Here is a 23,349-nt window from a genome sequence, read left to right as displayed (position 1 = left end):
AATAAATAGGCACAGTTCAGGCAAGAAACTGTATTTTTGTCCTCCCTATTTTCTTTCTAAATCAATTACGCACATAGTTTAGCAGATGAAATTTGACACCGCCTCGCTTACCAGTTTATCTGTTCACCATGTGGGCAACAAAGGTCTTGAGCAGAAACTGACTCTTTCTGAAAACCCCTTCGCGCCGGGCGATGGGCTTACAGAAAAACTGGAGAAGTTCTTCCTGAACAAATTTGCCACGGCCCATGAGCGGTTCAAGTTCACGCATGCCTCTTCGTTAAAGTTTAATGAGGTGTATAGTTACTGTGACAATATCTTCGCAGACAAGGACAATTTTCAGGAGAACTCAAGGAGCATTGCCCGCCACTTATTTGAAAGCTCCAGCCACCCTAAAATAAAACCCGGCGAATTGTACGTTTGTCATTTCATAAACTGCGAAATTGACGAGCGCGTGGTAGAGGCCGTGGGCATTTTCAAGACCGAGGTTAAGAACGGGTACTTTGACGTACAGCGCAAGAACCGTGATTTTACCATCTCCTACCTGGAAGGCATTGACAGCAACAAGTTTGACAAAGGTTGTATCATCTTCAATATTGAGCGCGAAGAGGGTTACGTGGCAGCCATCATTGACAACCAGAACCGCGGCGAAGAAGCACAATACTGGCGACAGAATTTTTTGGGCCTCACCCAGATTAGCAACGAGTTTCACCAGACCAGCCATTTCCTGAACCTCACCAAAGAATTCATCTCTGAGCGCCTCACAGAAGAGTTTGAAGTAGAGAAAACCGACCAGATTCTGCTCTTGAACAAATCAGCGGAATACTTCACCAAGCATGAGACCTTTGACAAGGAAGAATTTGAGACCGAAGTCTTCGGCCAGCAACCCGAGCTGATTGAATCTTTCAGAAACTTTGACGGCGAGTACCGGCAAAACTATGAGGTGGAGATTGAAGACAGTTTCGGGATTTCTTCGCAAGCCGTCAAGAAGCAGTCTAGGGTGTTTAAGAGCGTCCTAAAGCTGGACAAGAACTTTCACGTGTACATTCACGGCAACAAGGACATGATTGTGAAAGGCGAAGACGCAGATGGCCGCAAGTTCTATAAACTTTACTTTGACGAAGAAGAAGTTAGCTAACCCGTTTTTGGCCTCTTTTCCAGCAAACAAGCCAAAAACGAGAGCGCTTCTCTCCTTCCGTAATTCTTAAATTCAAACAGAAAGGCCGCCCTATTACCAGGACGGCCTTTCTGTTTGTATGCTATTTAAAAGAGTTTTACGCTTTCAGGTGCATTGGCTCTGCCGGAAGGACAATACCATACTCCTCATCGCGTACTTCGTCTTCGTCTGAACGATTGACCAAGGTGCTGGCCGCCGACAAGGCCAAGGCAATTACCAATGCTGGCCAGAAGCCTCTGATCTCAAAGTTGCGTACCAGTTTATCTGCTATCTTGATGACAATGGCAGACACTATCACCTTCACAATAAACTCTAACAAGAAGAAAGTGAACAGGTTTAACACAAAAGAAAGCAACCAGCCAATTAAGACATTGAGAATACCCACCAAGATGGCTACCCATAAGGCAGTCCAGAAACTTTTAATGGTTACCTGGGGCAGGATGTAGGCCATGAGCAAAAGCACACCGGCGCTTACCAATAGGTCAAGAAGAAAATTCATAGTTTTTTAGTTTAGGTAGAACAGAATATTGATTGGACTATATTTCAATTTGCCTCTTATACTCTACAAAGCACAGGAAGGTTAAAGCGCCTGCTCAAAAGACTGAACCAAAACCTCTTGCAATTGGCTCCACTCCTCTTGGTTGCCCAACGCAAACTTTTGGTTTACCTCTAGTTCCAGACCAGCGTATTGGTCCGCACCATGCTTGCGTCGTAGCAGTGTCACAAACCCATCTGAGGTGCCTTTGTAAGGATAGTTGTACCGCACTTTGTAATCACTGTTCAGTTTGTTGATTTCTTGCCGCCATTTAGAGGCAAACAGCTGTTCTACCTCGCGGCTGGGATTATACAGCAATCCTATGTCGGCCTTCCGTTTGTCACCATCCAACACGGGCGTAAAACTGTGCACAGAAAGATGGAACACATAGAAGCCATCCTGAATCCATTCATTGATCTGCCCTTCTACCTTGTCCCTGTACGGCGCATAATGCTGGGTTACAATTTTACGTTTCTCTTCTTCGCTTAGAGGTTGGGTAAATTCTGAGAAGAGTTTTGGATGATGCCTGGATCTGTTCAACTCAATGAGTAACCGGCTGGTAGTGCTGGAAAAGGAAACGTCTGCCACCTTGGATTCTGCGAACTTCTGGAACAGCTCCAAAGCGCCAATGTCATAGCCTCTATGCGAAGTAAGTGCCTCTTCTGCCCCATCAAAGGCGGCATTAAACTCAGACGGCAGTTCATTACCGCCATGCTCACAAGTAAATATCACCTTCCTTCTGCTTAGACTCATGGAATGAAAAGTTGGTTACTACTTAAGCAATTCGCTAAATGACGGTAAATAGTTTTTATTTCTGTTAAATCAGGCGAAGTTCCCAAAACCCGCAACATACGCTCAGCCAGATTTCCTTGCTCAAGGAGAACCTGGATGGCCTGGGAAGTTTCTTTATCAAAAGCCCCATTGTCTTTTACTTTCTCCCAAAGCTGTTGCCAAATTTCACCTAGGGTTGTTGGTTCTTCAGGAAGACCAAGGGCTTTCAAATAGGAAGATTGAGTTACCGTCGTTTTTCGGCCGTTTTTAAGACTTTGGACAAAAACTGACGCTAGTGGAGAAGTTTCTATTTCTTTTTGCTGCCGCCAAGAACTCCAATTTTCAGCTACCAGCATTTTCAAAACTTCAGTGATTACCATGACTATGGCTATGTCTGCTAGCGGGCATTCCTGGTTGTCTATGATTCTGATTTCAATGGCTCCCCGGCTAAATCGGGCAATCGCTCCTCTGGAATTTAAGAACTCTTCCTGCAGAATGCCCTCGGGGTCATATGGGGCAATGGCCTGGAACATGGGCTGGAAGATTTGATCATCATACTCCTGCTCAGTAAATACGGCTTCAGGCACCACATCGCCGGCAATTTGCGGCACCTTCTGCTGGTTTTTGCGGTAGACTTCCAGCCTGGTGTCTAATAGGCCGGAGACCTTTCCATCTAGTAAAGGAGATGCGGCAGACAAAGCCGGAATTAAAGGCAACACTAACCGTATGGCTGCGTGCAATCGTCCAAATTCTTCGTCTGAGGAAAAAGGAAGGTTTAGGTGCGTGCTTTGCAGGTTGGCCCAGCCGTGCCCCTGGCAATTGAATACTTTGTTATAGGCTTCATAAATCTCACTATAATCATGCGGCCACAATTTGGTTTCGGTGAAAGGGTCCATGAACGGATGCGCCCCCGTAGGCAAAAGCATGGCATTCATGGACGCCAACAGCTCATTTATGCGTTGTACTTCTTGGTGGAATTTATGATGCAAACCGGCTAAATTGGACGCAGGTCCGTTGGTTTTTAGTTCCAGCACATGCATGACCAATTCATTGGACCATGCCATGTCGCCGCGCTCCACATCAGAAGTCAGTTCACCGGCCTGGGCCGTGAGCACTTGGTCGGTGATGGGCAGAACGTTCAAGGTGTCCTGGTCTACTATCATGTATTCCATCTCTACCCCATAACCGGCAAACAATCCTAGTTTCTTAGCTGGGCTCATTGTTGTTCACTATGTTTTTCTGAAGCTCAATTCGGCGCTTAATGGACTTTAAAATGGTGAGGTACAACTCCTTTTTCAGGATTTGGTCTTCTACGCCGGCGTCTATGTTTGGATTGTCATTCACCTCAATGATGTAAGCCTTGCCGTCAATTTCCTTTAGGTCCACGCCATACAAACCATCGCCTATGAGGTTGGCGGCCTTCAGTGCAGTATGCAATACATTAAAGGGAACATCTGCAAACGGAACCGTTTCAAAATTACCGCTCACGTCCTTTTTCTTACCTTCCCAGTTGTAGATCTGCCAGTGGTCTTTGGCCATGAAGTACTTGCAGGCATACAGCGGCTGTTTGTCTAAGATGCCAATGCGCCAGTCAAAGTCGGTGGGTGTAAATTCCTGTCCAATGATCAAATCAGACTCATAAAGCATATCTTTTAGCTGCTCTTGCAATTCTTCCTCTGTTTTCACCTTTACCACGCCTTGTGAGAAAGAACTGTCTGGTTTTTTGAGGACGCACGGCAAGCCTAATTCCTCCACCACTTTCACGCAGTTGTCTCTATGGATGATCATGGTTTTAGGAATGCTGACTTTGGCCTTGGTCAATAGCTCTGCCAAGTATACTTTGTTGGTGCACCGCAAAATTGAAACCGGGTCATCAATGACCACCAACCCATCTGCGTGGGCACGGCGTGCAAAACGGTAGGTATGGTGATTCACAGAGGTGGTTTCCCTAATGAGCAAGGCATCAAACTCAGAAAGACGACGGTAGTCTTCTTTGGTAATGAGCTCAGTATAGAAGCCCAAAGAGCCAGCCGCATCAATAAAATTCTGCAGGGCCTTGTCATTAGAAGGTGGATCCTTCTCTGTGGGGTTCACCAGAATGGCCAGGTCATAGACCTTCTTACTCACGCGGGCGCTGGAAAAGCGGTTGCGGGCAAAATAAGCTTTGGCGTACTTCATCATGTAGCGCATGTGGTGCTCAGGTACCTCATTAACCGGAATAGGCGAAATACTTTCCAATACCCACTCCTTGTTGTACACAAACTGCGCCCGCAACAACGGAGCCTGAAACAAGTCATGTAACTGCTTGCTTAACTTCTCATACTGCTTGGCCACGTTCTGCCCGAAGTAAATACTCAAGGTAAAGCTCTTAGACTTGAGCTTGGACAGACTCTTCTGTATGGTCTCGTTGATCTCATCTGTGATGGCCCTCACAATGGTCTGCGACTTCATGTCCTGGATGGTGGTCACATTGGGGATGGCCCGGTGGCCCCGCGCCTCGGCTAGCAAAGACACGTAGTATCCGCTGCTTTGGTATTTATAGGAACGGCACAGGTTGAACACCCGCGCACTCTTCATCTCAATATAAGCTGGGTCTGTGAGATAGCGTTGCGCGTCTATCACTTCCACCTCCTCAATGTCAATGTCCCAGTCCTTAGGGTTATTGACTACTACTAGTTTGCGCATGGATTAGGGGTTAAGCTAAAGGGGAATTAGAATCTTTGGGTTGTATTACCAGTAGGTTTGCATCATAGGTTACAATGCCTAGCATAATGGCGTTGATTAACCTGGAGATGGGTACGTTGTAATAGTTGTTCCTGAACAGCGGATTCTCCTGGTACGGGTCTGCCACTATCACGTGCTCTTTGTCTTGGTCATCTACAAAACCGGCCAGCACCACAAAATGTCCCATGGGTTCGCCGCGTACATCATCAAAGATGGACTCATCACGTTCATTGGTTCTTTCTCTGGCGCAGTTGTACAGGTAGGTGGCACTTAGGCCAGACAACATGGGTATTCCCTTGGAGAAGTATTGGTCCAGCAGGTCATGTGTGAGGTCCTTGTACCTTAATTCGCCGCCCAAGCCTAAAAACTCTATGTAGGCATGGGTGGCCATCTGCAATTTGGCGTCTTTCTTATATAAGAGTTGTTCCTGCAGGTTCTGGATGATTTTTTCATTGGGCATCTTAAACCAGGTAGGGTCAAACACGTGCAGGTTATAAGAATAGATGTGCACTTTGTACCCGCGGCGCAAGGCATGAGATCCCAATAAAACGGCCAACGTACCGCCTTCTTCCAAGAAAGAGACTTCAGAGATTACCTGTTCCAGCGAAACGTCATCTTTAAAATACTGATAGACCGCATGCAGGCTGGTAGGTCCGCAAGTAGAGTCATCAGGCTGGGTTAAGATTTGAAGCTTGTTTAAAAGAGATACAGGTAGCACAGAATATGATTAGTGGTTCTTAGTGCCTCTTATACGAGTTTAAATAACTGGGTTGTAAACTATCTGAGGGAAGTTTTTCGTATAAACGCGTAGAATTAAAGCCAGAGATACTTACAGGCTGGCTTTCTTTGCCTTATATTTGAGAGACAAGGGAGCTTTGTCCAATTTGTTTAACCAGATAAAAACCATTTGCTCTCTTGGTGGTATTTAAAAGTGCTTGAGACCAAATGCCCATAGGCATTCTCTGATTCACCAACGCCTGACATCTTGAAAAAAGAAACTACTTACCGGGCCATAGTTATTGATGATGACGACCTCAGTCGTTTAATTCTGGAACGTCACATTCAGGCTACCCCGTCCCTGGAACTGATTAAGAGTTTTAACTCCAGCAAAGAAGGCCTGGCCTGGCTCCTCACCAATGACGACGTAGACATCCTTTTTCTGGACGTGGAGATGCCAGAAATGTCTGGCTTGGAGCTGTTACGCACGTTGCCCAAAAAGCCGCACACCATTTTAATTACCTCACATAAAGACTTCGCCATTCAGGCCTTTGAGCTGCAAGTCTCTGACTATCTGCTCAAGCCGGTTGATTTTACGCGCTTCACCCAGGCGGTCATTAACACTGTCAAGAAGTTGGAGTCTTCCAATGCCATTGCCGCCGTGCAGCCAGATGAGTTGTTTGTGAAGGTAGACAACAAGATCATCAAGGTGAACCTGCAGAGCATTGCCTTTATTGAAGCGCGTGGGGACTATGTGGTCATCAACACGGACACTAAGAAGCACATTGTGTACACCACCATGAGTGCCATTGACCAGAAACTGCCGGCAGACCAGTTCATGCGCATCCATAGGTCGTTCATCATCAACCTAAAGCGCATTGAATTGATTGAGGACGATTCAGTATTCATGCAGGACAAGTACATTCCTATTGGCGGTTCTTACCAAAGCAAATTCTACGGCCGCATCAATAAGCTATAAAGCAAGCAAATTAACTTAACTCCCGTTTTTGGCTTCTTTTCCAGGAAACAGGCCAAAAACGGGAGTTTTGCGTTACAGCATAACCATTTTCCTTTAGGTGAACAAACGTTCAATCAGTGTGAGTAAACGCGTATTACAGAAAGAGATAAGCCTTCAGAATATATTAGAATCGGCTACAGAATTATTTTCAGAACAAGGCTATGATTGTACTTCCATCAGGCAGATTGCCGAGAAGACAGGAATCTCCCTTGGTTTGCTGTACAATTATTTCAATGGTAAAGACGAGGTACTCAGGGAAATTATTCTTAGGGGCCGAAGGGAGTATGTGAAGGCGTTTGATTCTCAAGAGAAATTGACGGGCCTTCCCTATTTGGAGCATCATATTAAAACCACGTTTAAAGCCCTGGACCAGCATAAGAACTTTTGTAAGTTGTTCTACAGCCTGAGGCTACAGTCTGAGGTGGTAAAAAGCATGGAGCAGGAGCTGCATGCAGAAAATCAAAAGGTGTTGCAGGCACTTACGCATCATCTAGCCGAAGCGGGCTCCACCTCTCCTTCCGCCGAGGCCAACTTATTGGTAGCCACTTTGGATGGGATAGCACAACAGTTTCTAATTCAGCCCAACTATCCTTTGCAGGATGTTTTAATCAGATACGTGGTGCAATTGAAGAACCATTTAAAAACGAATTAGCCCCTAAAAGTCGGATGGTTTCTGATCTCTAGGGGCTATTATTATATGGAAGTATTCAACGAGTAAGCTGTTATTCGCGGGGTTTGTGTCTGCTTTCTAAGACTTCTACTACTTCGGCTAGAGATAAATTGGAAGCTTCTAAGAGCACCAACAAGTGGAAAATCAAATCGGCGGCCTCGCCTTTCATGGTCTCGGTTTGGCCGGCCACGGCATCAATTACTACTTCCACGGCTTCTTCTCCTACTTTCTGGGCTATTTTGTTGAGGCCTCGGTCAAACAGGAAATTGGTGTAAGAGCCTTCTAGGGGAGTTTGCCTGCGCTCTTTGATAGTCTGCTCCAGTTGCGCAATGAACTGCAAGGCCTGGTGCGTAGGTGATCCGTTCTGGAAGCTTTGCAAATGGTAGGAAGAAGCGTCTCCCTCTTTGTCAAAGCAGGTTTCTGTGTTGCGGTGGCAGGCCGGTCCGGTGGGGTTCACCAAGACCAAAAGCGTGTCCTGGTCACAATCCAGTTCCATTTTAACGACCTTAAGCGTATTGCCAGAGGTTTCGCCTTTGGTCCACAGCCGGTTTTTAGAACGGGAAAAAAACGTGACTAGCCCGGTCTGCTGTGTCTGCTCAAAGGCTTCCTGGTTCATATAGCCCAGCATCAACACTTTCCCCGAAGTGGCATTCTGAATGATGGCCGGTACCAGCCCTTCGCCTTTTTTGAAATCTATGGTCATGTAATTCGCCTAATTCTGAATGGATATGAAATTGCGTTTTTGGCCTGTTTTATCCAAATTAGGCCAAAAACGATATGATTGATTTACAGCCAGCAAGCAGTGATAATGCCATTTAGAGCCGGATGTCAAGATGATGCTGCTTTAAAAACTGCTTCAACTCAGGCAGCGGAACTTCCTGGAAGTGGAAGATACTGGCGGCCAACGCCGCGTCTGCCCCGGCTTCAAAGACGTCCAAAAAATGCTGCATGTTTCCTGCGCCGCCAGAGGCAATCACCGGCACCAGCACGTTCCTGGAAATCTCTCCGGTAATGTTCAGCGCAAAGCCGCCTTTGGTGCCGTCGTTGCTCATGGAGGTGAGCAGGATTTCGCCGGCGCCGCGCTCCACCACTTCTCTGGCCCAGTCTACCGCAAGCAAACCCGTATCAACGGTGCCTGCCTTACTGAAGACCTTCCAGCCTTCGGGCGTGTTTTTGGTGTCAATAGCCACCGTCACGCACTGGCTGCCAAACCGGTTGGCCAATTCGGTGATGAGCTCAGGCCGGTGCAGAGCTGAGGAATTCACGGAAACTTTATCAGCGCCGTTTTGCAAGAGCAGCTCCACGTCTTCTACGGCACTGATGCCGCCGCCCACGGTAAACGGGATGTCTATGTGCCGGGCTACTTCCCTCACTAGTTCTCTAAGGGTTTTCCGTTTCTCATTGGTGGCCGTGATGTCCAGAAACACCAATTCATCGGCGCCCTGCTTGGCGTACAGCGCGGCCAATTCCACCGGGTCACCCGCATCCCTGATGTCCTCAAAGCGCACACCTTTCACGGTGCGGCCGTTTTTAATGTCCAGGCAGGGAATAATTCGTTTGGTTAACATATTTTTTCAGGTTCAAGATACAAGTTATAAGACACAAGACTAGAGTATCCTATTCAGCCGCACCTTGAGGTCTTTAATTATTAATTACCTAAACCACTTCTTTGGCTAAATCCTCCAGGGTGATGGTCCCTTCATAGATGGCCTTGCCAATGATAGCGCCATGCAATCCCGCCGCCCGCAGCTCCCGGACTTCCTCAATGGTAGTCACCCCGCCGCTGGCAATGAACTGCAACGTCGGGAACTGCGCAATCAACTTTTGGTAGATGTCTATAGACGAACCTTGCAGTTTGCCATCCTTACTTACATCTGTGCAGATGAACGTTTTTGCGCCCTTTTCTGAAAAAGAGGCCAAAAACGCCTCCAAGGTCAAATCACTCTGCTCAGCCCAGGCATTGATCGCGATGCGGTTGTCTTTAAAGTCGGCGCCCACAATGATGCGGTCTGCCCCAAATTCCTTCAGCCATTTCTGCACCGTCTTAGGCTCGCGCACGGCAATGCTGCCGGCAGTGATCTGTTTGGCCCCAGCGTCAAAAGCTTGTTGCACCGCCTCCAAGCTTTGCAGCCCTCCGCCGTAGTCAATGTGTAGTTTGGTTTCACGGGCAATGCGCGCCAGAATGGGCAGATTGACCGGTTGCTTGGCGCGGGCACCGTCCAAGTCCACCAAGTGCAGCCTCTTTAAGCCAAGGCCTTCAAATTGTTTGGCTACTTCTACAGGGTCGGAGTGGTAGGTGGTCTGTTGGGCAAAGTCGCCTTCGGTGAGGCGGACGCACTGGCCGCCAATCAAGTCAATGGCCGGGATGATTTCCATGGCTTAGAGGTTTAAAAAGTTCTGGAGAATCTGCGCGCCCGGGGCTCCGCTTTTCTCGGTGTGGAACTGGACTGCGTAGAAGTTTTTGTACTGCAAGGCGGCACTAAACGGTTCTGGATACGAGCTCTGAGCGATGGTGAATTCAGTAACAGGCGCATAAAAGCTGTGCACGAAGTACGCATACTCATCTTCCTGTATGCCAGCGAATAATTCGCATTGTAAATGATGCAGGTTGTTCCAGCCCATGTGCGGCACTTTCAAGTCAATCTCAAAGCGCTTCACGGGAACCGGAATGATGCCCAGCATTTCTGTGTCACCTTCTTCTGAGTGCTGGCAAAGCAACTGCATGCCCAGGCAAACACCCAGAAACGGCTGGGTCAAGGTAGGCAGAAGCTTGTCCAGGTTATGGGCTTTAAGCGCGCGCATAGCCGAGGATGCCTCGCCCACGCCCGGGAAAATCACCTTGTCCGCACTTTGAATTTCCTCTGCCTCACAGGAAACGGTGGCGTTCACGCCCAGCCGCTCCAGCGCGAATAACACGCTCTGCACGTTGCCAGCTTTATAATCAACAATGACCGTTTTCATTTATAGAATGCCTTTGGTGCTGGGGATTTCCATTTTGTTCACGTCGCGCACCAGGGCCATTTTCATGGCTTTGGCCACAGCCTTGTAGATGGCTTCTATCTTGTGGTGCTCGTTCTCGCCCTCGGCTTTGATGTTTAGGTTGGACTTGGACGTGTCTGAGAACGACTTGAAGAAGTGCATAAACATCTCGGTGGGCATATCGCCAATCTTCTCGCGGCTGAATTTGGCGTCCCACACCAACCAGGGTCTTCCGGAGAAGTCAATGGCGGCGTGCACCAAGGCATCATCCATGGGTAGCAGGAAGCCATAGCGGTTGATGCCGCGCTTGTCCCCAATGGCTTGGGCGAACGCCTCTCCCAGTGCAAGGGCGGTGTCTTCAATGGTGTGATGTTCGTCAATGTGCAAATCACCTTTCACCTGAATGCGCATGTCTACACCCGAGTGGCGGGCCAGTTGGTCCAGCATGTGATCAAAGAACCCCAAGCCGGTTTGCATCTCAGATTTGCCTTCGCCGTCCAGGTTGATCTCAACGGTGATTTGCGTCTCATTGGTGTTGCGCTGGATGGTGGCTTTGCGGGCCGGCAGGCGTAGGAAATTGTAAATATCGTCCCAGTCGGTGCTGGTGAAGGTGGCGTCCTCGTTTTGGTCTGTTTGCAGTAAAATACTCTTGGCCCCCAGGTTTTGCGCCATCTGTACATCGGTGAGGCGGTCGCCAATCACATAAGAATTGGCCAAGTCATACTCCCCCGAAAGGTATTGCTGCATCATGCCCAGCCGTGGTTTGCGGTTGGGGCTGTTTTCGTGCTCAAAGCTACGGTCAATGTGGATGTGCGCGAACGAAATGCCCTCGCCTTCCAGAATCTCTAGCATTTTGTCCTGGTACGGCCAAAAGATGTCTTCCGGGTAGGAATCAGTGCCGAGTCCGTCTTGGTTGGTCACCATCACGAACTCATAGTCCAGCTCGGTGAAAATCTTGTAAAGGTTACGGATGACTTTAGGGTAAAAGGAGAATTTCTCGAAGGAGTCTACCTGGTAATCGGTGGGCGGCTCCAGTAAAATGGTCCCGTCGCGGTCAATGAATAAGACTTTTTTCATGTGGTTGGTGGTAGCAAGCTCCAAGGAGAACCTTGGCGCATGTGAATACTTATACAACGATGGCCAAGGCCAGCTTAGAATGTAGAAAATCCGTTTTTGGCCTGATTTCTGAATATGAGGCCAAAAACGCTATGGGTTAGACTGTATGCGCCTTGTAAGCGTGTAAGGACTCCAACAAGTGGTCGTTTTCTGCAGGCGTGCCAATGGTAATTCGGAGGCAATTGGTACAGCCGGGCTGGGTAGAACGGTTCCTGACCACCACACCCCGCTCCAACAGAAAGGCATATAATTGATTCGCATTAGGAACCTGCACTAGCACGAAGTTGGCGTCTGAGGGATACACCTTTTCAATGAGGTCCATGGCGTCAAAGGCCTCCATCACCCGGGCGCGCTCCCCAACAATCACTTGCAGCATGTCATTTAACTGGGCGGTTTTGTCCAAGGCATCGCTGACCAACTCCTGTGTCACTACATTGACGTTGTACGGCGGCTTGATTTTGTTGAGGAAGCTGATGATGTCCGGCGAGGCAAAGGCCATGCCCAGGCGCAACCCGGCCATGCCCCAGGCTTTGGAAAGTGTCTGCAACACCACCAGATTGGGAAACTCGTCTAAGCGGGTGCTCCAGCTGGGCTGCTCGGTGAAATCAATATAGGCCTCATCCACTACTACCAACCCGTTGAAAGAGGTAATAAGCTGCTCTACGGTGGCCGGGTCCAGAATATTCCCGGTGGGATTATTAGGCGAGCAGAGGAAAAGGATTTTGGTGCGCTCCGTCTGTTTTTGGCCTATTTTCTGGAAATCAGGCTGAAAACGCTCATCCAAAGCCACGCGCTGGATTCCTATGTTGTGGATGTTGGCGCTTACCTCATACATGCCGTACGTTGGCGGAAGCAGTAGGACCTCGTCCTGACCGGGCTCGCATACCAGGCGCACCAGTAAATCAATAGCCTCGTCAGAGCCGTTGCCAATGAAAATCTGCTCTGGCCTTACACCTTTCAATTTGGCCAGTTTCTCTTTGATGGCTTTTTGGTAGGGGTCTGGGTAGCGGTTGTAGTCTACGCCACCGGCCAGGCTGCCCAGGTTATTCTCGTTTGCGTCCAGGTAGACGCTGGCCTCGCCCTCAAACTCGTCCCTTGCCGAAGAGTACGGCTTGAGCCCCAATAAGTGCGGACGGATAATCTTCTCTATTGAAAACATTGGTTAATGTGCTAATTGAGTAATATGCTATTCCCTGCAAATTTTTTAAATCTTCGCTAAGCGAATGGTGACCGCGTTTTTGTGCGCGTGCAGGCCTTCGGCGTCGGCCATGGTTTCTACGGCGGGGCCAATGCGCTGTAATCCTTCTTTGGTCAGTTGCTGGAACGTGATTTTCTTCACGAAGCTATCCAGAGAAACACCGCTATAGTTTCGGGCATATCCGTTGGTGGGCAATGTGTGATTAGTCCCTGAAGCATAATCTCCTACGCTCTCCGGGCTAAAGTGTCCCATAAACACCGATCCAGCTTGCGTCACCTGCGCGGCCATTTTTTCTGGTTTGTCTACGGACAGAATCAAGTGCTCAGGAGCATAAAGATTAGAGAAGTCTAAAGCCTCCTCTAGTGAAGAAAGCACCACTCCTATGCTGTTGTCCAGTGCCTGCTGGGCTACGGTCTGCCGGGGTAATACCGCTACTTGTCTTTGCATGGCTTCTTGCACGTTTTTGAGCTGTTTTTCAGAATTCGTGACAAAAACGACTTGAGAGTCTGGGCCGTGTTCTGCCTGAGATAAAAGGTCAGCGGCCACGAAGTCTGCGTCAGCGGAGTCATCTGCTATCACCAACACCTCTGAAGGGCCAGCGGGCATGTCAATGGCTACGCCTAGCTGGGTTACCATTTGCTTGGCGGCCGTCACGTATTGGTTACCCGGTCCGAAGATCTTGTCCACGGCTGGCACCGTCTCCGTCCCGAAGGCCAGAGCCGCAATGGCCTGGGCCCCTCCTGCTTTTAGAATGCGCTTGATGCCTAAACGGTGGGCCGTGTACAGAATAGTTGCGTTGATGGAGCCATCTGCGCTGGGCGGCGTAGCCAAAATGATTTCTTTACAACCGGCAAGCTGCGCCGGGATTCCCAACATCAACAAGGTAGAGAACAAAGGCGCCGTGCCACCTGGAATGTATAAACCAACTTTTTGAATGCCCACCGACTTACGCCAGCAGGTCACGCCCGGCATGGTTTCTATCTGTTGTACTGGCTCGTGTTGGGATTCATGGAACTTGCTGATATTGGCATACGCCACTTCAATAGCGTCTTTCAATTCCTGAGTAACCTGGGGCAGCGCTTCGGTAATTTCTTCTTCTGAGACCCAAACAGATTGCAAGTCAGATTTGTCAAACTTGGCAGCCAGTTCTATCAAGGCTGCGTCTCCTTTTTCCTTAACTAAGTCAAAGGTTTCCTGCACGCCGGTCCGCAATTGATCCAATCGCTGGACCGGCCGTTGCATCAATCTTGCCCATTCTGTTAGGGCTGGATATAGATACGTCTTCATCTTAGCCAATCATCTTTTCAATGGGAACCACCAGAATGCCCTCGGCGCCGGCCTCTTTCAGTTTCTGAATGATGTCCCAGAAATCGTCCTCATTTACCACCGAGTGCAGAGAACTCCAGCCTTCCTCCGCTAGGGGAATGATGGTAGGCGATTTAATGCCGGGCAGCAAGGTCTTGATTTGGGTAATGGCTGAGTTGGGAGCGTTCAAGACTACGTATTTAGATTTCTGAGCCTTCTGAACTGCTTCCATCCTAAATAACAGTTGCTGCAACAGGCGGCTTTTCTGCTCATTTAAGTTCTGGTTGGCAATCAAGACCGCCTCAGACTTGAAGACTGTTTCTACCTCGCGCAGACCATTGCTAATGAGGGTTGAGCCAGAGGAGACAATGTCACAAACCGCATCTGCCAGGCCGATGCTGGGGGCAATCTCCACCGATCCAGAAATGGTATGAATGTCAGCCTCCACGCCTTTAGACGTTAAAAACTCCTTTAGTAAGTTGGGGTAGGACGTGGCAATGCTTTTACCAGCCAATGTAGTGACATCGTCATACACATCGCCTTTAGACACGGCCAGAGATAGGCGGCATTTACTAAAGCCCAAGGCCTTTACAGTCAATTGCTGCAAGCCTTCTTCCACCAATACATTCTGGCCCACAATGCCAATGTCGGCCACGCCGTCCGCTACATAGCCCGGTATGTCATCATCGCGCAGGTATAGAATTTCAAGGGGGAAATTGGTGGCTTCGGTTTTAAGTTTGGAGGTGGTACTGATGAAGGAAATGCCGCACTCACGAATCAACTTGAGGGAGTCGTCTGACAAGCGACCGGATTTTTGGATGGCTAACCGGATCATGAAAATTAGGTATAACGAAAAGAGTAGGTACGAAACAATGAAGTAAACAGCCAGCTGGACTTGTTGTTTGACAAGTACTGGATATACACGGGGCCCAGCCCCAGATTGGGCGATATGATGTTATGATTCCTCCTAAGAGGAATGATGGAAATGATGGCAATGCACTCCCTGTACCGCAGGTGCGGCAGAAGAAAGGAAGATATTTTGGGTAGTGCGGTTCATATTGCTGGCTCAAAGGTAAACAGGAAATTGAAAAGTCAAATATTTTTTTAAACTTTCTGCTCCCAAAACACCATACCTGCTTGTTCAAGGTCATTTTGAAGAAGGTGTTTTTATAACCCTAGGTGTGGCACCATTTTTTCTAAGTTTTCTTGACCTAAACTGGCCAGCCTAGCGTTTTGTTTGGACTAGTACGTATTGACTGCCTTGTACCCTGTATAGATATGAAGTTATTTCTCACAGCCTTTTTACTCTTTTTCTCCTTTACCCTTGCGGCCCAAACCAAGCTAAAACTGCCCCAAGCCAGCCCTAAGGTAAAACTGACCCATACCATTGGCATTACAGAAGTCACTATCAACTACAGCGCCCCTGGCGTGAAGAAGCGCGAAGTATGGGGCAAGCTGGTGCCTTACGGCAAGATTTGGCGGGCGGGCGCCAATGAGGCCACTAAAATAGCCTTCTCCACAGATGTGCGCATTTTGCAAGAGAACATCCCGGCCGGCACTTATTCCTTCTTTATTTTTCCAGCCGACTCCAGCAACTGGTACCTGGTATTGAACAAGCAACTAGGACTCTGGGGCACCGACGGCTATGACCAAAGCAAGGATTTGATCAGGTTGCCGTTTAGTCCCCAGGAAAGTGATTTCCATGAAACGCTTAAGTACTCGTTCAATGATGTGCAGCCAACCAGTGGCCGGCTAGTGTTGAATTGGGAGAAAAAACAGCTGGCCATTCCTATTCGGGTGGAGGTCCATGCGCAAACATTAAAATCAATCAAAGACTCTCTAGCTACTACTAAACCAGACGATTGGTCGGTTTTTGCGCAAGCGGTCAATTACTTATTGCAACAGAACACGGAGCATGAACTGGCTTTGGAATGGATAAACAAGTCCATAGGCATAGAAGAGAATTTTTACAACACTTGGCTTAAGGCCCGGTTGCTGGCCCAAAAAAGCGAGTTTGACGAGGCACTAGAGCTCAACAAGAAAGCCCAGCGGTTGGGCAAGAATGATGAAAAGACCTACAAGACTTATGCCCAGGAGATAGAGGACGCCGCCGTGCTATGGAAAGAAAAGCGGTTTCAAGCCAATTAATGAAAACCAGTTTCAGGCTATTTTCTTGAAAACAGGCCAAAAACGAAAAGCCTTCTCAGAAATGAGAAGGCTTTTTTTAATGTGGTTAGGCGAGGACGTTTTGTAAAGAAACTAAATTAAAACCTGGCAATGAACCGTACATTCACCAATCTTCCCGTCAGGTAATTGGGCACTGCATAGGTGATGCCACTGGTGTCTTTCACGTAGTTGTAGGAGATCACGTTATTGGCGGCTATCAGGTTCAGGACTTCTAAACTCAACCAAAAACTTTCCAGTCCAAATCCTGCAGCGTCTGGTCCTCTCATGGAGATCAGCTTAGAGATACCCAAGTCCACCCTCCGGTAGGCGGGGCCGTTAAAGGCACTTCTGTGGTTTAGCAAACCCGGAGGACCAAATGGCAAGCCCGTACTAAAGGCTAGGTTCAAGTACATCTTCCAGGTAGGATAATTGGGTAAATGGTCCTGGAAGAAAATCCCGAAGTTCAGGCGCTGGTCAGTGGGTCTTCTGATGTAGCCTTTGGCTGCCACTGCCTCTACTTCACCAGTGACCGCGTCTCTCACTTCTGTAGAATCACCTTCCAGATTCTCTCTGGTACTCAAGAACCCGACGCTGAACCAAGACTCCTCTCCTTTTATGAACTCGCCGTTCACCCGCACGTCTGCTCCAACGGCGTAAGCGGTGGCTTTCACATTGGGCAAATACCGGAGGCGCATGTTCTCCTGCTCAAAAGGTATCACAGAAGGCATGTATTTCACGTAGGCCTCGGTGGTAAGCTTAAATGGCCTGCCCCACTTTTTAAACTGATATTCGGTGCCGGTGATAAAATGCCAGGCTTGTTGGTTATCCAAGTCCCTTTTCAAAATACCGTTGGCGGTTCTCAATTCTCTGTACAGCGGAGCTTGCACATAAGATCCTGCAGCGGCCTTAAAGGACCAGTCAGGCAATGAAGGTAAGCGCACGGCATATTGTACCCTTGGGCTAATGGAAAGCTGCTTATTACCAGACCAGTAATGGAGCCGCGCGCCAAAGGTGAGCGTCTGCGAACTGTCAATAGCCCATTCATTCTGCATATATCCTTGCCATCTGGTGGAAGTAAGGGTTTGGTTAATGGACAGAGTGTTTAGATCGCTTACATAATCAGCAGAGTCTGTGAAGGCATATTCCTGTAATTCATCTTTGATAGATTCCCTACCCGATTTTAATCCCGCAGAAAAGGTATGTTGTGGACCAAGGCGATAACTAATTTTGCCTTCTAAGGCCTGGATGGCTGCGCGCAATTTGTTTCTGGAATAATTGTAGGTGGAACCTACGCCCCGCTCTCCGGCGCACCTGTTGAAGGGGGACACACTAGGCATGGGCATGACATCGCAGAAACGGTAGCCAGACTCCAAATCACGGTACTCGCGCTCCTGGCTGTACAGGGTAGAATAGATCAGTTCCCCTTTCAAGTCAGAAGAAAATTCATGCTCAAGCCGCAGGCCGCTCTGCCACGTGGTATACTTCATCTGTTCTTGGCCGTCATAGCCCACCAGCAACCGCAACACCTGCGCCTGCGTCCCAAAAGTGGTTTCGCGGGTCTCTGGCCTAACCAGGTAATCGTTTTGGGCGATGTTGGCAAGAAGGCTTATCTGAGTGATGGGTGCTGCGCCGGTGGCCCGGGGGGCCGCTTTAGACAAGTCATAGGTCAGGTACGTCTGCACATCGGTGAAGATGGGTTGGTAATCGCCTTCCACTTCCAGGCTATTCAGGACATACCCTGCATTCTTATGCCTTACCCCTACCAAATACCCTAATCGCTTGTTAAAGGCAGTCCCTTCTGCGTGCACTGAGCCGCCGGTTAAACTACCCGAAACCGATCCTCTAAACTTTTGCGGAGTACGATATTGGATGTCCAGGACGGAGGATAGTTTATCCCCGTACTTGGGTTGCCATCCACCCGAAGAAAATGTCACTTCTTCCACCAAGTCTGGGCTCACAAAGCTCAATCCTTCTTGCTGCCCAGACATACTTAGGAATGGACGGTACACTTCCATGCCGTTCACATACACCAGATTCTCGTCATAATTGCCACCCCGCACAGAGTAGGCCGAGGACAGTTCATTGTTGCTGGTGACTCCGGGCAAGGTGACTAGAATTTTGTTAAACTCCTGGAAAGGGCTGGGAAGCGACTGGGTCAGCCGCGGGTCAATTTTAGTGATGCTGACCACCTCACGGGTGTCATTGGCAGATTTGCCACGCACCTCAACGGCCTGCAATTCTTTGGCGTTGGCCGAGAGCTCCACCGATAGATATCGGGTTTCGCCTGGCAATAAGGTGAGCTGTTTCTCAAACTGTAAATAGCCAATGTAGGTGACCCAGACGGTATATTGCTGATTTGGCTCTACGGTCAGCGTAAACTTGCCCTGACCATCTGCCAAAGTAGAGTTTGGAGAATTCTGCAGGGATATGGTAGCCCCTGCCAAGGGCTGTTGCAGGGCATTGGTTACCTGGCCTTGGATAAAGGCCGGCTGTGCCCAGGCCGGCAAGCCCAGTAACAGGAAGCATAGGCACCAACCCCAGCGCTTGCCCATGAGCCTAAAGCGTGATGTTTTTAAGGTCCTGGATGGTGCTGCTAGGGTTGGAGGAATTAAACACAAAGCTTCCGGCCACCAACACATCAGCGCCAGCTTTTAACAGCAAGGGAGCATTTTCTTGGTTCACGCCCCCGTCAATCTCAATCAAAGTGCCTGCGTTTCTTTCTTGAATGAGCGCCTTAAGCTGTTCTATTTTGCGGTACGTATTCTGGATAAACTTCTGCCCGCCAAATCCTGGATTCACCGACATAAGGCACACCACGTCCAGGTCTTCAATGATTTCAGATAGAACCTGAATAGGCGTGTGTGGATTTAAGGCCACGCCTGCTTTAGCGCCCGTGGCCTTTATTTGCTGAATGGTGCGATGCAAGTGAATACAAGCCTCTTCATGCACCGTAATGATGTCTGCCCCAGCCTTCTGGAATTGCTCAATGTACTGCTCTGGCGCCTCAATCATCAAATGTACATCCAATGTCTTACTAGCATGGGCCTTAATTGCCTGTAATACCGGGAACCCGAAGGAAATATTAGGCACAAACCGCCCGTCCATCACATCACAGTGAATCCAGTCACAAGTGCTGTCATTGAGCATTTGAACGTCTGTGGCCAGTTGACCAAAATCAGCGGAAAGTACAGAGGGAGCAATAAGATGAGACATATTTAGGAAAGATTTAGCTTCTACAAAACAACACTTTCTGGAGGCAAAAACCAATTCAATGGAATATAAAAGCCCTGCCTATCAAAAGATAGACAGGGCTTTTAAAAATGCTATAGGAATGGATCAGTCAATTTTACCAGAGCTTTCAAACGTTTCAATCCTTTCAGTGCCCGTCACGATATAATCTTCCAGGTAAGGACAGGTTTCTCCGCTAGAATCACTGCAGTATTCCAATTGCTTGAAATACCGGTACACGGGACCTTGGTTAAAGGAAAAGACCTCAGATTGCTCCAAAACCTCTAATGATGTGTTCACCTCAGATTTTAAGATAGTGACCGTGTTGGAAAACGTCTGGCCATCTTTTTCAAAAGACTTTCCTACGCTTTGGTATACAAATTCTTCCCGAAGATTGGTATCTTCTTGATTTGGATAATAGGCGGTATTGAACGCATTAGGGTTCCAGGTTTTACCTTCTGCTACCGGATACACCATATTCACTACTGCTTTGTTATTCTCCTGAATTAGCAGGTTACCAGTGCTTTTACCCAACATGGTTTTTGAAACGGTTTTCACCCCTATGACGCGCCATGCCCCTTCCTCAGAATCTCTTCTGCTTATCTCTATTCTAAACCATTCCTTGCCAGCCTGGTCTTTATAGAACTCATTGATGGCTTCCCTTACCTGAAAGAGAGAAGTCACTCCTTCGTTCTCTGAATAAACCGTCTCCTTTACATTGAAAATGGTATAAGTACCTACCTCTAAAGGGTAATACGCAGTACCAATGGTATCAGGATCCAGTATTACTTCCTCGTCCCCGCAGGAAGAAAGGAAACCTACCAGTAAAGCAAGGGTAAACAGAAGTTTTTTCATAAAGAATGTAGACTTTAGTCTAGGTTAAAGCTGGTTTCAATCCATCCACCGCCAATCACGTCATCGCCTTCGTAGAAGACGGCGGCCTGGCCAGGGGCTATGGCATTTACGCCGGCATGGAACTGCACCAGCATTTTGTCCCCCACCTGCTCAATCACCGCGGCGGTGCCAAGATCATTGTAGCGCACTTTGGTGATGGTCTCGGTAGGCAGGCCAAGTAAGTTCTCATACTTGACCATGTTCAGCTTGCCCACGTTCATACCGTTCTTGGCCAACTGCTCATAGTTGCCCAATATAACCCTATTCGTATCTTTCTCAATGCGGGTTACAAACGCCGGAAAACCAAGGGCTACACCCAGACCCTTCCGTTGGCCAATGGTGTAAAACGGATACCCTTCATGCTTGCCCACCACGGTGCCATCTTCTAGCACAAACTCGCCACCGGCTACCTGCTCTTCCAAGCCCGGCACCCGGCGCTTCAAGAACCCGCGGTAGTCATTGTCAGGAATAAAACAGATTTCATATGACTCAGCCTTCTTCACCAAGGCTTCAAACCCACGGTCCATGGCCATCTGTCTGATCTCCGTTTTGTGCAGGTGCCCCAATGGGAAAATGGTACGGCTTAGGCTCTCCTGTGAAATTCCCCAGAGAGCATACGACTGGTCTTTGTTGTGGTCCTTGCCTTTAGAGATGACATGACGACCATTCTCCTCCCTGATGTTGGCGTAGTGCCCGGTGGCAATAAAATCACAGCCCAGTTTGTCGGCGCGGCGCAAAAGGGCGTCCCATTTAATGTGGGTGTTGCACAGAACACACGGATTGGGCGTGCGGCCAGCAATGTATTCATCTGTGAAGTGATTTATAACGTAATCGCCAAACTCTTCTCTGATGTCTATGATGTAATGCGGGAATCCTAGCTGAACCGCTATGTCTCGGGCGTCATTGATGGAGTCCAGGCTGCAACATCCAGTTTCCTTCTTGCTGCCTCCGGCGCTGGCGTAGTCCCATGTTTTCATGGTCATGCCTATCACATCATACCCTTGCTCGTGCAACAGAACTGCTGCTACTGAGCTGTCAATGCCGCCACTCATGGCGACCAATACTCTTCCTTTTGAAGTCATTTTTTCTTAATTTAAACAGGATTCAAAGTCCTGCCGAAACAATGTGCAAATATAGCTAAAATACCAGGCAGTTGGTGGTTTAGCGTCGTTCCCTGAAGGATAGTTCCTGCCAAAACACGCATAAAACAAAATAGTTACCCACTTCACTCCATAAATATCCGGGTTGAGATACTTTTTCTACCACCTCAATAGTTAAAACCATACAAAGAATTACATTTGGTTTAACAACCCTTCATTTTTGGTCTATTTCCAGTAAAACACGATAAAAACGCATGGCACTCAGCACAATAGTTTTAGTAAATCAAATCTCTAACCTAAGCGATGCCCGCTATTGCGCTGGTATGGGCGTTGAAATGCTGGGTTTCTCGGTGGAAGAAAACACGCCGGCGTATACCTCTCCTGAGGCTTTCAAAGAAATTTCTGGCTGGGTAGCTGGCGTGAAGCTGGTAGGTGAGATTGATGAGATGCCTGTAGAAGACATTCAACCGCTTTTGCAGAAGTACCCATTGGACATGCTGCAATTAAATACCGTTTACCTCATTGAGGAACTGGAGCAGATTCCTTTGCCGGTTATCCTTCGGGTCTTGATAGACAAAGACACAGATGAGCAAAACCTATTGCAGTTCCTGGAACTTTACCAACCGCATGTGGAGTATTTCTTGATTGACTCTACGGAGCTTACTTCCATAGATTCTGCCACGCACGGTTTGCTGCGCAATATCTCAGACAAATACTCTGTTCTGGTTGGCTTCGGATTAACCAAGGAGAACACCAAAGAAGCACTTGAGAAAATACACCCCGCAGGCATTGCCTTAAAAGGTGGACAAGAGATCAGACCTGGCTTCAAAGACTTCGACGAATTGCAGGAAATCTTCGAAGAACTGGAAGATTAGTTATGGGCTATTGGCTTAATGTGCTAATTTGACCTGATGCTCAGTAATAATTGAACATGAAAATTGGCAGGAGAGCTTAGTCCCAGAACACCTTCAATACTTGACAATAAAAAAGAGCGCTGATAAAGATCAGCGCTCTTTTCGTTTTTGGCCTACTTTCCAGGAAATAAGCCAAAATTTGCTTAATACGTTTCACTTAAGTAGTACTTCAAATCAGCACATTAATACACCGTGTACTGCAGGTATTTGATAGGAACGCTCAGATCTAAATACTTTTTCTCAAAAGTCGTGTAAATGCCCATGGTGTGCTCTTGCAATTCTGACTGATATAGGTCACTGGTATGCAGCAGATTAGAAGCTTTTCGTTCCTGCAACACTTCCAAAGAGTATTCAAACAACAAGTCGCTGTCTGTCTTTAAATGGAGCTTGCCACCGGGCTTTAGTATACGCTCATACATCTGCAAGAACCTAGGCGAGGTAAGGCGGCGCTTGATGTCCCGCTTACGGGGCTGCGGGTCTGGGAAGGTGATCCAAATCTCGTCTACTTCCTTCTCCCCGAAGTGCTGGTCCAGGTTCTCCAGGAATATACGCAGGAAGCCTACGTTGTAAAGCCCAGCTTCTTCGGCTAAGGAGCTTCCCTTCCAGATGCGGTTGCCTTTGATGTCTATCCCGATGTAGTTTTTATCAGGGAATATCTTGGCCATACCCACAGTGTATTCGCCTTTGCCGCAGCCTACTTCTAAGATGAGCGGCTGGTCTTTCAAGAAGAAGTCGCTGTTCCAGCGGCCTTTCAGTTTTTCAAAATTCTCCTTGCCGGGTTCCACCACGTTGGCGCGGGTGGCGTTGACGGCAAATTTCTCTAGTTTTCCTCTACCCATG

23 protein-coding genes are annotated in these 23,349 nt (G+C 48.3%); 5 read left to right on the top strand and 18 right to left on the bottom strand.

Translation table 11 applies throughout. The features are described from left to right. Window positions 1-85: 85 nt before the first annotated feature. The gene (locus TH61_RS14850; RefSeq protein WP_066511016.1) at window positions 86-1,135 is read left to right on the top strand and encodes a nucleoid-associated protein; all 1,050 of its coding nucleotides are present in this window, start codon (window positions 86-88) and stop codon (window positions 1,133-1,135) included. Between the two features lie 136 nt (window positions 1,136-1,271). Here the strand turns inward: TH61_RS14850 and TH61_RS14845 are convergent, their stop codons facing one another. From TH61_RS14845 to TH61_RS14825, 5 genes are all read right to left on the bottom strand, one after another. Further along, complete coding sequence (locus tag TH61_RS14845; protein WP_071887856.1) at window positions 1,272-1,673, bottom strand: phage holin family protein; 402 nt, start codon at window positions 1,671-1,673, stop codon at window positions 1,272-1,274. Window positions 1,674-1,754: 81 nt separating this feature from the next. Then, entirely contained in the window at window positions 1,755-2,462 is a 708-nt protein-coding gene (locus tag TH61_RS14840) for an N-formylglutamate amidohydrolase (RefSeq protein ID WP_066511015.1), read from the bottom strand. After that, window positions 2,459-3,700 (bottom strand): glutamate-cysteine ligase family protein, encoded by a 1,242-nt coding sequence (locus TH61_RS14835; protein WP_066511014.1) that lies wholly within the window; start codon window positions 3,698-3,700, stop codon window positions 2,459-2,461. Before TH61_RS14835 ends, TH61_RS14840 begins: the two co-directional genes overlap by 4 nt. Further along, window positions 3,687-5,165: a RimK family protein gene (locus TH61_RS14830; RefSeq protein WP_066511011.1), complete on the bottom strand. Its 1,479-nt coding sequence runs from the start codon at window positions 5,163-5,165 to the stop codon at window positions 3,687-3,689. The genes TH61_RS14835 and TH61_RS14830 overlap by 14 nt, the downstream gene beginning before the upstream one ends. 10 nt (window positions 5,166-5,175) lie before the next feature. After that, on the bottom strand, window positions 5,176-5,922 hold the full coding sequence (locus TH61_RS14825) for a peptidase-C39 like family protein (protein ID WP_066511009.1): 747 nt from the start codon (window positions 5,920-5,922) through the stop codon (window positions 5,176-5,178). Window positions 5,923-6,189: 267 nt separating this feature from the next. Between TH61_RS14825 and TH61_RS14820 the strand changes: the two genes are divergently transcribed. Together TH61_RS14820 and TH61_RS14815 are read left to right on the top strand one after the other, a co-directional pair. Beyond that, window positions 6,190-6,900: a LytTR family DNA-binding domain-containing protein gene (locus TH61_RS14820; RefSeq protein WP_082780394.1), complete on the top strand. Its 711-nt coding sequence runs from the start codon at window positions 6,190-6,192 to the stop codon at window positions 6,898-6,900. Window positions 6,901-7,018: 118 nt separating this feature from the next. Next, entirely contained in the window at window positions 7,019-7,591 is a 573-nt protein-coding gene (locus tag TH61_RS14815; protein ID WP_066511003.1) for a TetR/AcrR family transcriptional regulator, read from the top strand. A gap of 70 nt (window positions 7,592-7,661) precedes the next feature. On the opposite strand, the gene hisIE is transcribed toward TH61_RS14815, so the two are convergent. The 8 genes from hisIE to hisG form a co-directional block, all read right to left on the bottom strand. Further along, window positions 7,662-8,312 (bottom strand): bifunctional phosphoribosyl-AMP cyclohydrolase/phosphoribosyl-ATP diphosphatase HisIE, encoded by a 651-nt coding sequence (gene hisIE, locus TH61_RS14810; protein ID WP_066511002.1) that lies wholly within the window; start codon window positions 8,310-8,312, stop codon window positions 7,662-7,664. A 112-nt stretch (window positions 8,313-8,424) separates the two neighbouring features. Continuing rightward, window positions 8,425-9,177 carry an imidazole glycerol phosphate synthase subunit HisF gene (hisF, locus tag TH61_RS14805; RefSeq protein ID WP_066511001.1) on the bottom strand — a complete coding sequence of 251 codons (753 nt, stop codon included), beginning with the start codon at window positions 9,175-9,177 and terminating at the stop codon, window positions 8,425-8,427. 88 nt (window positions 9,178-9,265) lie between these two features. Continuing rightward, the gene (gene hisA / locus TH61_RS14800) at window positions 9,266-9,985 is read right to left on the bottom strand and encodes a 1-(5-phosphoribosyl)-5-[(5-phosphoribosylamino)methylideneamino]imidazole-4-carboxamide isomerase (RefSeq protein ID WP_066510996.1); all 720 of its coding nucleotides are present in this window, start codon (window positions 9,983-9,985) and stop codon (window positions 9,266-9,268) included. A gap of 3 nt (window positions 9,986-9,988) precedes the next feature. After that, window positions 9,989-10,570: an imidazole glycerol phosphate synthase subunit HisH gene (hisH, locus tag TH61_RS14795; RefSeq protein ID WP_066510994.1), complete on the bottom strand. Its 582-nt coding sequence runs from the start codon at window positions 10,568-10,570 to the stop codon at window positions 9,989-9,991. Then, a complete protein-coding gene (hisB, locus tag TH61_RS14790; RefSeq protein WP_066512925.1) occupies window positions 10,571-11,665 on the bottom strand; it encodes a bifunctional histidinol-phosphatase/imidazoleglycerol-phosphate dehydratase HisB in 1,095 nt (364 codons plus the stop codon). It abuts the gene before it with no gap. Between the two features lie 136 nt (window positions 11,666-11,801). After that, on the bottom strand, window positions 11,802-12,863 hold the full coding sequence (hisC, locus tag TH61_RS14785; protein ID WP_066510992.1) for a histidinol-phosphate transaminase: 1,062 nt from the start codon (window positions 12,861-12,863) through the stop codon (window positions 11,802-11,804). A 45-nt stretch (window positions 12,864-12,908) separates the two neighbouring features. After that, window positions 12,909-14,189, bottom strand: a complete 1,281-nt coding sequence (gene hisD / locus TH61_RS14780) for a histidinol dehydrogenase (RefSeq protein WP_066510990.1) — start codon at window positions 14,187-14,189, stop codon at window positions 12,909-12,911. A gap of 1 nt (window position 14,190) precedes the next feature. Continuing rightward, entirely contained in the window at window positions 14,191-15,042 is an 852-nt protein-coding gene (gene hisG, locus TH61_RS14775) for an ATP phosphoribosyltransferase (protein WP_066510980.1), read from the bottom strand. A 443-nt stretch (window positions 15,043-15,485) separates the two neighbouring features. Between hisG and TH61_RS14770 the strand changes: the two genes are divergently transcribed. Next, window positions 15,486-16,355 carry a DUF2911 domain-containing protein gene (locus TH61_RS14770; RefSeq protein ID WP_066510977.1) on the top strand — a complete coding sequence of 290 codons (870 nt, stop codon included), beginning with the start codon at window positions 15,486-15,488 and terminating at the stop codon, window positions 16,353-16,355. A 116-nt stretch (window positions 16,356-16,471) separates the two neighbouring features. Here TH61_RS14770 and TH61_RS14765 read toward each other — a convergent pair whose 3' ends face one another. From TH61_RS14765 to mnmA, 4 genes are all read right to left on the bottom strand, one after another. Next, complete coding sequence (locus TH61_RS14765) at window positions 16,472-18,925, bottom strand: TonB-dependent receptor (protein ID WP_066510973.1); 2,454 nt, start codon at window positions 18,923-18,925, stop codon at window positions 16,472-16,474. Between the two features lie 4 nt (window positions 18,926-18,929). Further along, window positions 18,930-19,586: a ribulose-phosphate 3-epimerase gene (rpe, locus tag TH61_RS14760; RefSeq protein ID WP_066510971.1), complete on the bottom strand. Its 657-nt coding sequence runs from the start codon at window positions 19,584-19,586 to the stop codon at window positions 18,930-18,932. A gap of 123 nt (window positions 19,587-19,709) precedes the next feature. After that, window positions 19,710-20,456 (bottom strand): hypothetical protein, encoded by a 747-nt coding sequence (locus TH61_RS14755; RefSeq protein ID WP_066510968.1) that lies wholly within the window; start codon window positions 20,454-20,456, stop codon window positions 19,710-19,712. A gap of 14 nt (window positions 20,457-20,470) precedes the next feature. Then, window positions 20,471-21,577, bottom strand: coding sequence for a tRNA 2-thiouridine(34) synthase MnmA (mnmA, locus tag TH61_RS14750; protein WP_066510966.1), 1,107 nt, complete (start codon window positions 21,575-21,577; stop codon window positions 20,471-20,473). A 272-nt stretch (window positions 21,578-21,849) separates the two neighbouring features. Between mnmA and TH61_RS14745 the strand changes: the two genes are divergently transcribed. Further along, window positions 21,850-22,470, top strand: a complete 621-nt coding sequence (locus TH61_RS14745; RefSeq protein WP_071887855.1) for a hypothetical protein — start codon at window positions 21,850-21,852, stop codon at window positions 22,468-22,470. 221 nt (window positions 22,471-22,691) lie between these two features. Here the strand turns inward: TH61_RS14745 and trmB are convergent, their stop codons facing one another. Next, the gene (gene trmB / locus TH61_RS14740; RefSeq protein WP_066510957.1) at window positions 22,692-23,348 is read right to left on the bottom strand and encodes a tRNA (guanosine(46)-N7)-methyltransferase TrmB; all 657 of its coding nucleotides are present in this window, start codon (window positions 23,346-23,348) and stop codon (window positions 22,692-22,694) included. Between the last annotated feature and the right edge of the window lies 1 nt (window position 23,349).

The organism is Rufibacter sp. DG15C, from assembly GCF_001577755.1.
In the GTDB taxonomy this organism is placed as follows: domain Bacteria; phylum Bacteroidota; class Bacteroidia; order Cytophagales; family Hymenobacteraceae; genus Nibribacter.
This window is presented reverse-complemented; position numbering and strand designations above follow the sequence as displayed.

Excerpts from the sequence above, each read along its gene's own strand:
- hisF (WP_066511001.1), bottom strand. The coding sequence starts at position 9,177 with ATGTTAACCAAACGAATTATTCCCTGCCTGGACATTAAAAACGGCCGC.
- TH61_RS14745 (WP_071887855.1), top strand. The coding sequence starts at position 21,850 with ATGGCACTCAGCACAATAGTTTTAGTAAATCAAATCTCTAACCTAAGC.
- rpe (WP_066510971.1), bottom strand. The coding sequence starts at position 19,586 with ATGTCTCATCTTATTGCTCCCTCTGTACTTTCCGCTGATTTTGGTCAA.
- TH61_RS14770 (WP_066510977.1), top strand. The coding sequence starts at position 15,486 with ATGAAGTTATTTCTCACAGCCTTTTTACTCTTTTTCTCCTTTACCCTT.
- hisC (WP_066510992.1), bottom strand. The coding sequence starts at position 12,863 with ATGTTTTCAATAGAGAAGATTATCCGTCCGCACTTATTGGGGCTCAAG.
- mnmA (WP_066510966.1), bottom strand. The coding sequence starts at position 21,577 with ATGACTTCAAAAGGAAGAGTATTGGTCGCCATGAGTGGCGGCATTGAC.
- hisG (WP_066510980.1), bottom strand. The coding sequence starts at position 15,042 with ATGATCCGGTTAGCCATCCAAAAATCCGGTCGCTTGTCAGACGACTCC.
- TH61_RS14830 (WP_066511011.1), bottom strand. The coding sequence starts at position 5,165 with ATGCGCAAACTAGTAGTAGTCAATAACCCTAAGGACTGGGACATTGAC.
- hisH (WP_066510994.1), bottom strand. The coding sequence starts at position 10,570 with ATGAAAACGGTCATTGTTGATTATAAAGCTGGCAACGTGCAGAGCGTG.
- hisA (WP_066510996.1), bottom strand. The coding sequence starts at position 9,985 with ATGGAAATCATCCCGGCCATTGACTTGATTGGCGGCCAGTGCGTCCGC.
- TH61_RS14765 (WP_066510973.1), bottom strand. The coding sequence starts at position 18,925 with ATGGGCAAGCGCTGGGGTTGGTGCCTATGCTTCCTGTTACTGGGCTTG.
- TH61_RS14845 (WP_071887856.1), bottom strand. The coding sequence starts at position 1,673 with ATGAATTTTCTTCTTGACCTATTGGTAAGCGCCGGTGTGCTTTTGCTC.
- hisB (WP_066512925.1), bottom strand. The coding sequence starts at position 11,665 with ATGAAAAAAGTCTTATTCATTGACCGCGACGGGACCATTTTACTGGAG.
- hisD (WP_066510990.1), bottom strand. The coding sequence starts at position 14,189 with ATGAAGACGTATCTATATCCAGCCCTAACAGAATGGGCAAGATTGATG.
- trmB (WP_066510957.1), bottom strand. The coding sequence starts at position 23,348 with ATGGGTAGAGGAAAACTAGAGAAATTTGCCGTCAACGCCACCCGCGCC.
- TH61_RS14850 (WP_066511016.1), top strand. The coding sequence starts at position 86 with ATGAAATTTGACACCGCCTCGCTTACCAGTTTATCTGTTCACCATGTG.
- TH61_RS14835 (WP_066511014.1), bottom strand. The coding sequence starts at position 3,700 with ATGAGCCCAGCTAAGAAACTAGGATTGTTTGCCGGTTATGGGGTAGAG.
- TH61_RS14840 (WP_066511015.1), bottom strand. The coding sequence starts at position 2,462 with ATGAGTCTAAGCAGAAGGAAGGTGATATTTACTTGTGAGCATGGCGGT.
- hisIE (WP_066511002.1), bottom strand. The coding sequence starts at position 8,312 with ATGACCATAGATTTCAAAAAAGGCGAAGGGCTGGTACCGGCCATCATT.
- TH61_RS14755 (WP_066510968.1), bottom strand. The coding sequence starts at position 20,456 with ATGAAAAAACTTCTGTTTACCCTTGCTTTACTGGTAGGTTTCCTTTCT.